The sequence below is a fragment of the Kineothrix sp. MB12-C1 genome, from assembly GCF_030863805.1.
GTDB lineage: Bacteria > Bacillota > Clostridia > Lachnospirales > Lachnospiraceae > Kineothrix.
Genome location: NZ_CP132957.1, coordinates 327,249 through 340,965 on the forward strand (window position 1 = coordinate 327,249; position 13,717 = coordinate 340,965).

The following is a 13,717-nucleotide window of genomic DNA, read 5'->3' on the forward strand; positions in this document are numbered from 1 at the left end:
ATTTTCATAGCAATTTATATATAAAATGCACTATTGTGCATGTTACATATCCTTCTTAAGACTCCGGATCCATAATCTTCGTAATACGCGCTGCTATCGTAGGATTCATCGCACCTAAGATTTTACCTCTTTCATCCGCACTCATTACAGACAATATCCTCGAAGCCAGACCGAGATTATCGGTCATCGATTCAAAAATAGCCGCGGCCTCCTTAGGTTTCATCTCAGAATATGCTTTCGCATATTCTTTCACTTCATTGCTCTCTTCTACCTGCTGTACTACTTGCTTGTACAAATATTCTGCTGTTGTCGGGTCGATGCCTTCATAGTATTTTTTATATGCTTCTGCGCCCGGACCATTCTCCGCATATACGACTTCCTCATAGAATTCCGTCTTTATTCTCTGAAATTCTACCTGATTGCTTTCAAAGGTCTTCAGTCGTTCTACTTCCGCTTTAAGATTGGCAACTTCTTCTGAATTGCTCACTCCTGCCGACTGTGCCCGTTGTAATTCAAGTTCCAATTCCTTAATATAATTCACAGCTTCCGCCATACTCTTATAACCACCATAATCCACCGCCTCTTCATCTGTCAGAACTTCTTTCGTTCCTGTAGACGGAAGAATCTTATTCACAATCGGCACATCCCGCAGAACAGGGGATAGAACGCCGGAGCCGAATCCTCCCACATCTAACTTTACAAGCAGACAGAGAATTGCAATCCATACGACAACAATTAACGATGTTACTAAGAACACAGATACGCCGCTCGCCCCATCATCGTCACCTAACTGAGCTTCCTGCATATAAATCTCTTTGGCGCGCCGTTTCGCTTCCTTTTTCTGTTCCTTTTGTTCCGCCTTCAGCTTCTTCTTCTCTTCCTGTAACTTCTTCTTTTCTGTTTTTTGTTCTATATCCGTTATAACCTCTGTACCTGGCATTCCTTCACCTTCTTCTCCGGCCATATGTATAGCTGGTTAATTCATCAACTTCTTTTCCCTCTGCCGCGTTTTCTTCTTGTAAAAAGACCTCAAATGCCTTTTCCCGCAGTTTCTCTTGTACCTTGCGTTCCCGCATAACTTCCTGCAATTCTTGCCTTTTCTCCTCCAAGAACATCTCTGCCCGGCGCACTTCTATCTGCTGAATGGTAATGTATTCATCAAACTGCAAAATAGCATTCTTATTGTCCAGAATATCCTGAACATTCAATGTATGTTCTCTAAGCCTCAATCCTTCTTCTTCATAGGATTTCTTCCTCAAAAAGAGAACATCCAATTTCTCTTCTTCTTCATCCAGGCGAATTCTGGCCGCCGCAAACTCCATCTTAGCCTGTTCTTCCAACTTATATTTCAAATTTAGAATACTCTGCATCCTATATATGAATCTTGACATAAGACCCTCTAATCCTCAAATAAGGCTAACTATTCGGTAGCAAATATGGCTTCCATGTTCTGTACTGTTTCTTCAAAACTAACTCTATCCTCCACAGCCTGAAGCAGAAAGGCGTTTACGGCTTCTATTTTCTCTATTGCATAATCAATATTAGGATTGCTGCCGCTCTTATAAGCGCCTATGTTGATCAAATCTTCCGCTTCATTGTAGGTCGCCAATACATTTTTCAATTTACCCGCCGTTTGCTTGTGCTCACGCTCTGTAATCTGACTCATACAACGGGAAATGCTTTGCAAAACATCAATGGCCGGATAGTGATTTCTGTGAGCCAGTTTTCTGCTCAACATAATATGCCCATCCAAAATGCTTCTTGCCGTATCTGTAATCGGTTCATTGAAATCATCACCATCTACAAGAACCGTGTATAATCCTGTTATCGAACCTTCCCTGGAGCGGCCTGCGCGTTCAAGCAGCTTAGGCATCTCGGAATATACGCTGGGCGGATATCCTCTTGACACCGGAGGTTCCCCGCTGGCAAGGCCTATCTCTCTTTGTGCCATGGAGAAACGGGTAAGAGAGTCCATCATCAACAGCACATCTTTCCCCTGATCCCTGAAATATTCAGCAATCGCTGTCGCTGTCTTAGCCGCCTTATTACGCTCTAATGCCGGTTTATCCGATGTGGCCACCACTACAATAGAACGCTTCATTCCTTCTGGCCCTAAGTCTCTTTCTATAAATTCCCGGACCTCGCGGCCTCGCTCTCCAATAAGTGCAATAACATTAATATCCGCTTTTGTATTTCTTGCAAACATACCAAGCAGAGTGGATTTCCCCACTCCTGAACCGGCAAATATTCCAACCCTCTGGCCTTTTCCTATTGTCAACAATCCGTCCACTGCCTTTACGCCAAGCGGAAGAACATCATCGATAATATTTCTGCTCAAAGGATCCGGAGGAGGAGCTTCCACGGAATAGGTATATCCGTTTATCATTATCTCATCTCCCACAGGTCTTCCAAGGCCATCCAAAGTCTGTCCGAGAAGGTCCTCACTCACCTGTATCGTAAGCGGCGCTCCCGTATTCTCAACTATACTGCCAAAACCGATGCCCTCCACCGACTCATATGGCATCAAAAGCGTTTTCTTATCTTTAAACCCGACCACTTCTGCCATTGCAGGCTTCACATTCTCTCCTGCATCCGGATAAATAAGACAAATATCACCAAGTCTTGCATCCGGGCCGAGAGACTCAATGGTCAGACCTACGATATTCACCACTTTTCCCTTCATCTTGAAATAGGTGCCTTCTATCAACTTCTCATATTTAACAAAATCAATCGTTGCTCTCAATATAGGTTCACCTCTTATGTACTTATACTACCCTCTCGTATACGATAACAGCCTCAGCTTCTGTGAAAGTTCTTCCAGTTGCGTTCCCAATCCGCAATCAAACACTCCGCCATCCGTCTCTATCATGCATTCATTTACTCCAAGAGTTATATCTTCCACAACTTCCACAGAAGCGTTGGGGGATATCCCTGCGGTCAGCAGCTCTTCCTTTTTCATGTTCACATAAGGATAATCTTCCCTCGATACATGAATGAGATAATTATTGCTTCCTTCTATCTTGTGCATGGAATTGGATATCAGATGCAGAATTATGTCTTGTTCTTTCGATAAATCCACTTTAAATATCTGCTCATAAATATCCGTTAAACTTTCGATAAATTTAGGCTCCAGCTCTTTTACCAAATCTCTGTATTCCTGCTCCAAACGCAGTCTTTCTTCTTCCAGATTCTTTCTTTGCATTTCAACTTTCGCCTTACCTTCATTATATCCGGCATTATATCCCTGCGCATGACCCTCATCCCACGCACTTTGGCGAAGCTGTTCCAGTTCCTGTTGAGCCCCGGCCATTACCTCAGACTTAATCTCCTCAGCATCGCTGCGAGCCTGTTCCAACATCTCTTGAACCTGGGCCGATGTAACTTGAAAGGACTCTTGATTCCCTTCTCCTTCTGCCGCAGGCTCTTTCAACATATCCTCTTCATCCGCAAGCAGCGCATCGACCTGTTCAGCATCCACTCCCAGAGTAAAGCCGCCCGGCATATCATTTTCGCTTTCGTTCTTCGCTTCACTCAGCATAAGGCTTTCTATATGTGCTATTTTTTTTGCGATTTTTTCATTATTATCTATCATTAAAGCATCATCATTTTGTACGATAATCTGATTGGATTTATAAATATTACTAGACAATAATCTCGTCACCTCCACCCCTGGAGATAACAATCTCTGCGGAATCTTCCAGCTTCCTTATAATATTAACAATCTTTTGCTGTGCTTCTTCTACGTCCTTCATACGCACAGGTCCCATGAATTCCATATCTTCCTTAATCATAACAGCAAGACGTTTGGACATATTATTGAAAATGGTATTCTGAACCTGTTCGTTAGATCCCTTTAAGGCAATCGCCAAATCGTTATTATCTACATCGCGAAGCACTCGCTGAATCGCTCTGTCATCAAGCAGCAAGATATCTTCGAAAACAAACATTTTCTTTCTGATCTCGTCTGCAAGTTCCGGCTCTTCGATTTCCAAAGTCTCCATGATATGTTTTTCCGTACCGCGGTCTACTGTGTTCAAAATATCTACCACTGCATCTACACCGCCGATAATTGTGTAATCCTGATTTACCAAAGATGCCAACTTCGATTCTAACACCTTCTCCACCTCTTTAATCACATCCGGGCTTGTCCTATCCATAACAGCAATACGCCTCGCCACATCTGCCTGCCTGTCAGGAGGAAGGGCCGCTATAATAAGTGCCGACTGCGCAGATGACAAATATGACATAATAAGTGCAATTGTCTGCGGATGCTCATCCTGAATAAAGTTAAGCAACTGCGATGCATCCGTCTTTCGAATAAACTCGAAAGGTTTTACCTGCAACGATGCTGTCAGTTTGCCGATAACATCCATCGCTTTTTCCTGACCGAGCGCCTTCTCCAAAAGTTCCTTCGCATAACCGATTCCGCCCTCCGCGATATACTGCTGTGCAAGACAAACCTGGTAAAACTCTTCCAATATTTCTTCTTTTACTTGCGGTGTAATACTTCTTGTATTCGCAATTTCCAAGGTCAGTTCTTCTATTTCATCTTCCTTCAAATGTTTAAATATCATCGCTGACCGCTCCGGTCCCAAAGCAATTAATAAAATGGCTGCTTTTTGAAGTCCCGTAATCTTCTCTTCTGCCCCTCTGGCCATTTCTTTTACCCCCAGTCTTCATTCAGCCAATTTCTTAATAAGCTGGCTGCCGCTTCCGGATTCTCCGTTACGAACTTATCGATCATCTTCCTCGTCTCGGATTCCGTTTCAAGTCCAATATTCTCAAGTTCTACGACAGGAGCAGACTGAAGCAGCGCTTCTACAGACAATTCTGTTTCCGCCTCTTGTTCCTTGTCTCCGCGCATACTTCTGAATATTACAAAAGCAAGAAGTAATAGAATTACAACTACCAAAAGAATCTGCATCACATCAGTAGGAGTTACGTTAAGACCTTCGCTATCAAAAAACACATTTTCTCTATATGCTACAATCGTAATGTCATCCGCACTAATACCAGTCGCATTTGCCACTACATCATACAATTCTGTTTCTACATCTATTTTTGTTCTTCCCACATTGGCCGTCTTATACTCAGCCCATGTTATTCCATCGAGCAGACCTTGACGTTTTGCATCCTCCTCACGCACAACATTGTAAACAATACCTGTAACGGAGATGGAGGATTCATTGTACTTAATCAACCCTGCCGGAATGCTCTTATTCGTAATCATCTCGTTAGGGAGGTAATCTCTCGATTCCTCGGAAACAGTAGAACTGCTTTCCGCATTATCCTGAAGTACATAGGTCGACTGATCGTTAGAGTCCGTTCCCGGTATTCCGCTGTTAGAATTAGTAGAATCCGAGTTGTAGATATCTTCATGGCTCAACATACCTTCCGTCCGTCCTTCAGGCGCAGAATAGGTATGCTCTGTTGTGTCCGTTGTCGAAAAATCCAACGCCAAATTGCTTGCAACTTCGATATTGTCAAACTCGTTAGTCCCAAGCAATACTCTCTTCACTTCATTTTTCACAAGGCTTTCCGCCTGTGTTTTCACGGTAAGTTGGGAATTAGCCACTCCGGATATCGTATAATTATCATCCCCTGAGAATAACATATTTCCCGTTGTATCAAGAATTACTATATTATTTGTGGTCGTATTCCCAATTGCTGTTGCCACCGCCCTTGCAAGATATGCGGCATTATCTGTTGTAAATTCTCCGTCAATTTCTAATAATATACTGGCAAATGCCTCTTCCTCTGTAGATATGAGGGTTCCGTCATTTTCCGGTATAGACAATTCCACACTCGCGCTCTTAATCGCCGCGAACTTCTCTATGAATTCTTTTTCCAGCCTGGTCTCCATATAAAGCTGGTATTTCTTCTGTTTATCAGATTCAGTCGTGCTGAAACCGCCATTTGTTACATTATCAATGCTATAAGCCACGGATTGGATATCATTAGCCCCTAGCAAAAGATTTGCATCCGACTGCTGAGATTTTAGAACCTTAATCTGATATCCATCGCTGGATACCTGATGGTTAATACCATTCCCTTCCAAAAGTTCTGTTACTTCTGCCGCCTGCTTTGTTGTTTCGCAATTTAGTAACAATACATATTGTGGTCTTGTAAGAACAGTTACTATAATTACTATCATCAGAATCACCACAGCCGCTGCTGAAATGATAATCGTTTTTTGTTTCGCGGTAAATTTATTCCACCACTCAAGAACCCTGTTTAAAAGCTCTTTCATTTTATCTGTCATGTTAAAAGTCTCCTTATCCGACGTAAAATTCTATCAGACTTTTTAGATTTGTATTTGCATAATCTCTTTGTAAGCATCCAATAATCGATCCCTAACCGCTACCGTATATTGCAACGCGGCAGATGCCTTACCAAGAGCTACCGTAAGATCATGTGTATTCTGGGTTTCTCCCAGCGCCCACCTAATCTCTTCATTTTCCGCATCCGACAAATAACTGTTTGTGGTGTTAATATTTTCCATCGCTTTCGTAAGTATACTATCAAAAGAAGTGTCCGCCGCCTCTATCGCTTTTCTTCCAATTGCGCTAGTTCCTACCGCCTCTTTCACGGCACCCGACGTCACATTGTATAAGGATGTGATATCCATTGTTTCCCTCCATTATTAAACATCAAACTCAGACCCTATGCTATTTACTTTATCACTTGCCCATTTCCAACCCCTTCAAGGCCATGGACTTGCTAGCCGTAAAAGCGGTAGCATTCGCTTCATATGCCCGGCTGGCATCAATCATATTCGTCATCTCTGTAATAATACTCACATTAGGATATAGTACATATCCATCCTCATCTGCGTCCGGATGCGAAGGATCATAAGTCTTCACCATCTCCGTCCAGGTATCCTCATAAACGCCATCCACCTTAACACCCGTTCCCGAGTATCTATCCGTCGCCGTATTCAACACGCGGCTAAAAGGTGTCTGAGAATTCTTCTCAGCAAAAGTAACCACCTGCCTACGGTAAGGAGTCCCATCCTCCGTACGCGTAGTATTGGCATTCGCAAGATTCTGCGAAATGATATCCATGCGATATCTCTGCGCGGTCATTCCTGATGAATTAATGTTAAAAGACGAAAAAATATTGCTCATCTGTCATACTCCCCTGCTTTTTATTTTGAAACCATCTGAATATTCTTGAATTCATGAGTCATGCTGTCAACCAAGCCATTATAACGTAACTGGTTAGCCGCAAGCGTTACGTTTTCAGTCTCGATATCTACATTATTCCCGTCCAAACGATAGGAAAAATTAGCTGAATCTCTGTATGTACGCGGATTTAACCTATTGATCTTCAAATCTCCCACCTTGTCATCCATAGACCCATATTTAGAATTCTTCAAGGCTCGCTTCAATTCCGTCTCGAATTCCACATCCTGCCTCTTATAGCCCGGAGTGGTAGCATTCGCTATATTATTCGCCAGCACTTCATTACGAATCCATGTCGCATCCGCCGCTTTATCCAGAACATTAATATAATCAAATGCATTGCTGTTAATCATACCGGTTCTCCTTTGTTTTTTCATTCCGACTATATCTTGGATAGCAGAAACTACTTTTTCCAAAAAAACCCCTAAATATAGCCATCCTATTCTACTTCTTCTATTATAGATTATTTACAAAAAAACACAAGTTTTTTTGCAAAAAAAGTCGAAAAGGATTTATGAATAATTCTATAAATCCTTTCCATTTTCTTTCATTTTATATATTTTTTCATTGTTTTCTGTTTTCTTTTTTTATTTTCTCTATTTCGTCAAACACTACATCATTTAACACTTTGATGTATGTCCCCTTCATTCCTGAAGAACGAGATTCGATAACTCCCGCACTTTCGAACTTTCTAAGAGCATTAACAATCACAGAACGGGTAATTCCCACTCGGTCTGCAATCTTACTCGCAACCAGTATTCCTTCCATACCTCCCAATTCATCAAAAATATGGGTGACTGCCTCTAACTCGGAGAAAGAAAGTGTCCCTACTGCAGAGCGCACCACCGCAATCTTCCTGCCTTCTTCCGCACTTTCTTCATTCACCGCCCGAAGCATCTCGAGTCCCACTACCGTTGTCCCGTATTCGCACAAAATAATATCATCGATATCATACTGTTCGTTACATTTATAAATAAACAAAGTTCCAAGTCGCTCCCCTGCAATATCGATAGGGGTGATAATCGCCTGAATCTTCTTCACATTCTCGCTTTCAAAACCAAGAGTCTCTAAGTTCACATTTTCTTTCGTAGACAAAACGGCAAGCATTCTCTCATTTAGCATAGCATCAATAAATCCCCCGACGTTGTCAACGATTAGTTCATTAATGGAGTCCACACCCGGAGATGTCGCAACCCCCAACACCTTTCCTTTCTTACTGATGACAAGAACATTAGAAAACAATATTTCACACAAAACATTGCATATATCATTAAAAACTACTTTGCTGGAATTATTATTGTGTAACAGCTTCCCTATTTTTCTCGTTTTGTCCAATAACTGAACGCTGCTCATTCCCCTACCTCACTTTTCCTTTTGTATTCGGCATATGCCGCTGTTTTCCGGTTGCTGCAAATATAAAAACCCTCGGAATTGTTGATTAACAGGTCAATTGTATCACACTATTTTCTCATTATCAACGTTTCCCGAGGGAATTATTTAAAAATTAGACAATTTTATTGCTAATTCTCATATTTTTTCCATATACTTACTATAAATTTTCCGAATTATTTGCTTTATTCTTTACAAAACCGCACTCTTCCTTCGTACATACAAGTTTATTTCCTTTTTCCAACATAAGAGAACCACATTCCGGACATGCCTCTTTGGAAGGTTTTTGCCACACCATAAAGTCACATTCAGGATTATCTACGCAACCATAATACTTTCTCCCTTTTTTTGTCTTCTTAAGCACAATATCCTTGCCGCACTTCGGACAGTCAATTCCGGTTTTCTCCAGATAGGGCTTCGTATTTCGGCACTCCGGGAAACCGGGACAGGCTAAAAAACGTCCATGAGGCCCATACTTAATCACCATCTGTTTCCCGCAAAGTTCGCACACTTCATCCGATACTTCGTCAGCGATCTTCACATGTTCCAATTCCTTTTCCGCCTTCTTCACCGCTTCCTCTAAATCAGGATAGAAATTGGAAATGACAATCTTCCAATTAATCGTGCCTTCCTCCACACCATCCAACAGCACCTCCATATTAGCCGTAAAGTTCACATCAACAATACTCGGAAAGGCTTCTTTCATCATATTGTTCACTACTTCTCCAAGCTCCGTCACATAAAGGTTTTTATTTTCTTTTACTACATATCTTCTTGCAAGAATGGTAGTGATGGTCGGAGCATAAGTACTGGGGCGTCCAATCCCAAGTTCCTCTAATGCACGTACAAGAGAGGCTTCCGTATAATGAGGAGCAGGTTGCGTAAAATGCTGTTTATAATCGAACGCTTCGAAGTTAAGCTTCGTCTCTTTGTCGATACCTCTTACCAAAGTATTGTTATCCACTTTTTCTTCATCATCGGTATAAACGCTCATGAAACCATCGAAAAGAATCTTCGATGCCGCCACAGTGAATCGATGTCCATTTCCGTCTATCTTCACCGAAGTAGTTTCATATTTTGCCGGATTCATCCTACTCGCAGTAAATCGCTTCCATATAAGCTGATACAAACGGAATTGATCTCTTGACAGAGATTCCTTAAGTTCAAAAGGCGTTCTCGCAATATCTGTAGGGCGGATTGCTTCATGAGCATCCTGAATCTTCTGGGTCGCCTTCTTTTCGCGAGCTGTTTCCGCCGCATATTCGTTTCCATATGTTCTATCGATATATTCTTTGGCATGATTCTCAGCTTCCTCCGATACTCTCGTGGAATCCGTACGGAGATAAGTGATAATACCGACCGTACCATTGCCCTTAATATCAATCCCCTCATAAAGCTGCTGTGCAAGGCGCATCGTCTTCTGTGTAGAAAAATTGAGAACTTTACTAGCCTCCTGTTGTAGCGTCGATGTGGTAAAAGGCAAAGGAGCCTTTTTAGTTCTTTCTCCTTTTTTCACTTCTGCTACTTCATATTCAGCACCTTCCAATTCAGCCATAATACCTTTTAGCTGTTCCTCTGAAGAGATATTCACTTTCCCGTCCGGAGTACCATAATATTTAGCCGCTAAAGGCTTCTTCTCTCCCTGAACGTGAAGCAAGGCATCCAGAGTCCAATATTCCTCAGGAATAAACGCGTTGATTTCATCCTCTCTATCACAAATAATACGCAAAGCTACTGACTGTACACGTCCCGCACTTAATCCTCTTTTCACTTTTGCCCATAACACCGGAGAAATACGATATCCCACCATACGATCCAGAACTCTTCGCGCCTGTTGAGCATCCACTAGGTCCATGTCCACTTTACGTGCATTTTTTAATGATTCCTTTACCGCATTTTTTGTAATTTCATTGAAAGTAATACGGTAAACCTTTTTATCCTCTAGCTTTAATGCCTTTGTAAGATGCCACGAAATAGCTTCTCCCTCGCGGTCAGGGTCAGTTGCCAAGTAGATTTTTTCAGCCTTTTTAACTTCTTTGCGAAGGTTTGCAAGAATATCTCCTTTTCCCCTAATTGTAATATATTTCGGTTCATAATTATTCTCTATGTCAATTCCAAGTTGACTTTTAGGCATATCACGCACATGCCCATTGCTCGCCGCAACCTCATAATTCGGTCCTAAAAACTTTTTAATCGTCTTCACTTTTGCTGGTGATTCTACAATTACTAAATATTTCGCCATATTACTTCCCCTGTCTGTTTGTTCATCGTAACGACCTGTTTCTTCTATATATAGTGCATCTATCTAATATAGCAAGCCGCCCGGCTTACAACTTGCACCACTATACAATAAATTCTCATCGCTTGCAAGTAATATTATGAAAAATTTAGAATTTTTATTCATTTATCGGAAACAAATTACTACAATCCCTCTTTCTGATATTGTCCCGCTGACACTTGTCTCGCTTTACCCGCTACACATAAATGCATTAATTCACATACTAATTCCCGATAATCAATTCCCGACTCCATATGTAACTGTTCTATATTCTTAGGATAGAAATCGAGGTGTCGCAATAAGCCTCTTTTCGTTTCATCCAGCTCCTCTTCGCTTCTCCTTCCTTCTGTGCTTTCTTCTCCCTTTTCTAATCGTATACCGCCTCCTCCGCTCTTTTTCTGGCATAATCCCGTTTCTTCCAATAGCTCTGATACCGTAGAAAATATACCAGCTCCTTGTTTGATCAGGCGATTACAACCTTCACTTAAAGGATCTGTCACTCTCCCCGGAATCACATACACTTCTTTCCCCTGCTCCAGCGCCATATCCGCAGTAATTAAAGTTCCGCTTTTCTCTTTTGCCTCCACAATAATGATCACATCCGCCAATCCGCTGATAATTCTGTTTCTCGGCGGAAAAAGCTGTGGCTGTGGCTGTGTACCAGGGTTATATTCGGAGATAATTCCTCCTTTTTTCTTCATCTGTTCATAAACGTATCTATTCTCCGATGGATAGCATATATCGATACCACATCCTAATACGGCATAACTCTTTCCCCCTTCTAAAAGAGCTGCATACTGGCCGATTCCATCAATTCCCCTTGCCATACCGCTCACCACCGAAACACCCGCTTTCGCCAGTTCACTCCCACATACTTTCGCCATATATCGTCCATACTCGGAACACTGCCGTGCTCCTATTAATGCTACTGAAGGCAGCGACTCTTCCGGCAGGCCTCCATAATAATAAAGAGCAAAGGGGGGATCTGCTATTTTTGTCAACTTCTGAGGATAAGCGGACTGTTTCCACCCTACAAAATCCATTCCCTTTATCGAAAGAGTTCGATACTTTTTTTCTAACTCCCAGTCTCTTTTGGAAGCAATAACTTTCTCTACTCTTGCCATTGGAATCAATTCCTTCAATTCCTGTTCCGACATTTCATAGACCGCTCTCGCTGTCCCTGCATAATCTGTCAACATACATCTCATCCGATTGCCAAGTCCCTTTACATTAGCAAGCCAATAGCCATAGGCTGCTTCCTTATCACAATTCGTATTTTCCTTCATTCCCAATATTGATTCCCCTCCACGCGGTAGCCAAGTGCTTCCGACAAATGTATTTCTTCTATCTTTTCACTTCCATCCAAATCAGCAATGGTACGCGCCACACGCAAGATACGATAGTAGCCTCTCGCACTGAGTTTAAATCGTTCAAATGCCTGTTCTATCAATTTTCTTTCTCGTTCCTCCATGGGGCAGAATCTCCCGATATCCTTAGCTGTGAGTCCCGCATTGAAATCATATCCCCTCCCTTTATACCGCTCCTTTTGCCTATTCCTCGCTGCAATCACCCGGCTCCGAATGGAGGCACTGGATTCACCTTCCACTTTATTCACCAATTCTTTCATAGAAATTTGAGGTACTTCGGCACATAAATCAATACGATCCATAATCGGCCCGGATATACTGTTTTGATACTTTACAATCGCCGCATGATTACATCGACATCTGCTCATATCGGGATAGTATCCGCAAGGGCATGGGTTAACTGCCCCTACCAACATAAAATCGGCCGGATAAGTATAGTTTCCTCCAACTCGCGCAATATTGACTCTTTTATCCTCCAGGGGCTGCCTCAACATGTCCAAAACGCTGTTGCTCATCTCCGTCATTTCATCCAAAAAGAGTACACCTTTATGTGCCAGACTTATGACCCCGGGCTTCGGAATAAGTCCCCCTCCTATAAGAGATTTGGCTGTCACAGTATGATGCGGACTCATAAAAGGTCGTTTTGTAATTAATGTTTCCTCGCTATTTAACAATCCTGATATGCTGTAAAGCGTAGAAACCTCCAGACATTCCTCTCTCGTAAGCGGTGGCAAGATACCCGGTATCCGCTTTGCTATCATCGTTTTACCCGATCCCGGCGGTCCAACTAAAAGCAAGTTGTGGAACCCGGCTGCCGCGATTTCCACTGCTCTTTTCGCTGCTGTCTGCCCGCTTATTTCAGAGAAATCAGGAAGTAATTTCCCTTTCTTGTGCCGCACCTTTTTCTTTTCCGATATTCGATCTATTTTCTCTCCCCTTAAATAAATAAGGGCTTCCTGCAAAGAGATAACCCCGATTACATCAATGCCCTCTATCACATCCCCTTCCGCTTTATTCTCTTCCGGAACAAGGCATCTTCTTATTCCCATTTCCTTCGCTTTTCTTACTAAAGGCAGGATGCCTTTTATAGCATTTACCTTTCCGTCAAGACTGAGTTCTCCGGCAATCATAGTGTCCGACAAAGCATCCTCCTTCACGTGACCGAGGGATTGCAACATTCCGACAGCGATAGGAAGATCAAAAGAAGTCCCCTCCTTCCTTACATCTGCCGGGGAAAGATTCACTGTAATACGAACAGGAGGTATAGAGATTCCGGAATTCTTAAGCGCCACCCGAACACGCTCCCCGGCCTCTTTCACCGCACTGCTCAAATAACCGACCATCATCAAACAGGGAAGTCCTTGTGATACGTCTACTTCCACTTGCACAAGAATAACATTCATTCCACTGATGGTGGCTGAAGTAATAGTACTGAACATATTTTCCTCCTTATAATATTAACTTTAAACTTGAAATGAAATACCGGGGAGACTTCCCCA

General features: G+C 42.3%; 13 protein-coding genes. All 13 read right to left on the reverse strand.

Annotation, left to right across the window (positions count from 1 at the left end; translation table 11 throughout):
* Nucleotides 1–55: 55 nt before the first annotated feature.
* Entirely contained in the window at nucleotides 56–964 is a 909-nt protein-coding gene (locus tag RBB56_RS01640) for a MotE family protein (protein WP_306720673.1), read from the reverse strand.
* Nucleotides 945–1,391, reverse strand: a complete 447-nt coding sequence (fliJ, locus tag RBB56_RS01645; protein WP_306720674.1) for a flagellar export protein FliJ — start codon at nucleotides 1,389–1,391, stop codon at nucleotides 945–947. The genes RBB56_RS01640 and fliJ overlap by 20 nt, the downstream gene beginning before the upstream one ends.
* Nucleotides 1,392–1,420: 29 nt before the next feature.
* Nucleotides 1,421–2,683, reverse strand: a complete 1,263-nt coding sequence (fliI, locus tag RBB56_RS01650) for a flagellar protein export ATPase FliI (protein WP_306722064.1) — start codon at nucleotides 2,681–2,683, stop codon at nucleotides 1,421–1,423.
* Nucleotides 2,684–2,770: 87 nt separating this feature from the next.
* Nucleotides 2,771–3,649, reverse strand: coding sequence for a FliH/SctL family protein (locus RBB56_RS01655; RefSeq protein WP_306720675.1), 879 nt, complete (start codon nucleotides 3,647–3,649; stop codon nucleotides 2,771–2,773).
* Nucleotides 3,642–4,658, reverse strand: a complete 1,017-nt coding sequence (fliG, locus tag RBB56_RS01660) for a flagellar motor switch protein FliG (RefSeq protein ID WP_306720676.1) — start codon at nucleotides 4,656–4,658, stop codon at nucleotides 3,642–3,644. Before fliG ends, RBB56_RS01655 begins: the two co-directional genes overlap by 8 nt.
* Nucleotides 4,659–4,663: 5 nt before the next feature.
* Nucleotides 4,664–6,262: a flagellar M-ring protein FliF C-terminal domain-containing protein gene (locus RBB56_RS01665; protein WP_306720677.1), complete on the reverse strand. Its 1,599-nt coding sequence runs from the start codon at nucleotides 6,260–6,262 to the stop codon at nucleotides 4,664–4,666.
* A 42-nt stretch (nucleotides 6,263–6,304) separates the two neighbouring features.
* Entirely contained in the window at nucleotides 6,305–6,628 is a 324-nt protein-coding gene (gene fliE / locus RBB56_RS01670; protein ID WP_306720678.1) for a flagellar hook-basal body complex protein FliE, read from the reverse strand.
* Between the two features lie 52 nt (nucleotides 6,629–6,680).
* Nucleotides 6,681–7,127 carry a flagellar basal body rod protein FlgC gene (flgC, locus tag RBB56_RS01675; protein WP_306720679.1) on the reverse strand — a complete coding sequence of 149 codons (447 nt, stop codon included), beginning with the start codon at nucleotides 7,125–7,127 and terminating at the stop codon, nucleotides 6,681–6,683.
* A 20-nt stretch (nucleotides 7,128–7,147) separates the two neighbouring features.
* Nucleotides 7,148–7,537 carry a flagellar basal body rod protein FlgB gene (gene flgB / locus RBB56_RS01680; RefSeq protein ID WP_306720680.1) on the reverse strand — a complete coding sequence of 130 codons (390 nt, stop codon included), beginning with the start codon at nucleotides 7,535–7,537 and terminating at the stop codon, nucleotides 7,148–7,150.
* Between the two features lie 211 nt (nucleotides 7,538–7,748).
* Nucleotides 7,749–8,537, reverse strand: coding sequence for a GTP-sensing pleiotropic transcriptional regulator CodY (gene codY, locus RBB56_RS01685; protein WP_306720681.1), 789 nt, complete (start codon nucleotides 8,535–8,537; stop codon nucleotides 7,749–7,751).
* Between the two features lie 196 nt (nucleotides 8,538–8,733).
* Nucleotides 8,734–10,815, reverse strand: a complete 2,082-nt coding sequence (gene topA, locus RBB56_RS01690; RefSeq protein ID WP_306720682.1) for a type I DNA topoisomerase — start codon at nucleotides 10,813–10,815, stop codon at nucleotides 8,734–8,736.
* A 179-nt stretch (nucleotides 10,816–10,994) separates the two neighbouring features.
* The gene (gene dprA / locus RBB56_RS01695; protein WP_306722065.1) at nucleotides 10,995–12,137 is read right to left on the reverse strand and encodes a DNA-processing protein DprA; all 1,143 of its coding nucleotides are present in this window, start codon (nucleotides 12,135–12,137) and stop codon (nucleotides 10,995–10,997) included.
* Nucleotides 12,134–13,657 (reverse strand): YifB family Mg chelatase-like AAA ATPase, encoded by a 1,524-nt coding sequence (locus RBB56_RS01700; RefSeq protein ID WP_306720683.1) that lies wholly within the window; start codon nucleotides 13,655–13,657, stop codon nucleotides 12,134–12,136. The genes dprA and RBB56_RS01700 overlap by 4 nt, the downstream gene beginning before the upstream one ends.
* Between the last annotated feature and the right edge of the window lie 60 nt (nucleotides 13,658–13,717).

Bases quoted from the DNA above. Each gene is read 5' to 3' on its own strand.
- RBB56_RS01640 (WP_306720673.1), bottom strand. From the start codon at position 964: ATGGCCGGAGAAGAAGGTGAAGGAATGCCAGGTACAGAGGTTATAACG.
- fliJ (WP_306720674.1), bottom strand. From the start codon at position 1,391: ATGTCAAGATTCATATATAGGATGCAGAGTATTCTAAATTTGAAATAT.
- fliI (WP_306722064.1), bottom strand. From the start codon at position 2,683: ATGAAGGGAAAAGTGGTGAATATCGTAGGTCTGACCATTGAGTCTCTC.
- fliG (WP_306720676.1), bottom strand. From the start codon at position 4,658: ATGGCCAGAGGGGCAGAAGAGAAGATTACGGGACTTCAAAAAGCAGCC.
- RBB56_RS01665 (WP_306720677.1), bottom strand. From the start codon at position 6,262: ATGACAGATAAAATGAAAGAGCTTTTAAACAGGGTTCTTGAGTGGTGG.
- fliE (WP_306720678.1), bottom strand. From the start codon at position 6,628: ATGGATATCACATCCTTATACAATGTGACGTCGGGTGCCGTGAAAGAG.
- flgC (WP_306720679.1), bottom strand. From the start codon at position 7,127: ATGAGCAATATTTTTTCGTCTTTTAACATTAATTCATCAGGAATGACC.
- flgB (WP_306720680.1), bottom strand. From the start codon at position 7,537: ATGATTAACAGCAATGCATTTGATTATATTAATGTTCTGGATAAAGCG.
- codY (WP_306720681.1), bottom strand. From the start codon at position 8,537: ATGAGCAGCGTTCAGTTATTGGACAAAACGAGAAAAATAGGGAAGCTG.
- topA (WP_306720682.1), bottom strand. From the start codon at position 10,815: ATGGCGAAATATTTAGTAATTGTAGAATCACCAGCAAAAGTGAAGACG.
- dprA (WP_306722065.1), bottom strand. From the start codon at position 12,137: ATGAAGGAAAATACGAATTGTGATAAGGAAGCAGCCTATGGCTATTGG.
- RBB56_RS01700 (WP_306720683.1), bottom strand. From the start codon at position 13,657: ATGTTCAGTACTATTACTTCAGCCACCATCAGTGGAATGAATGTTATT.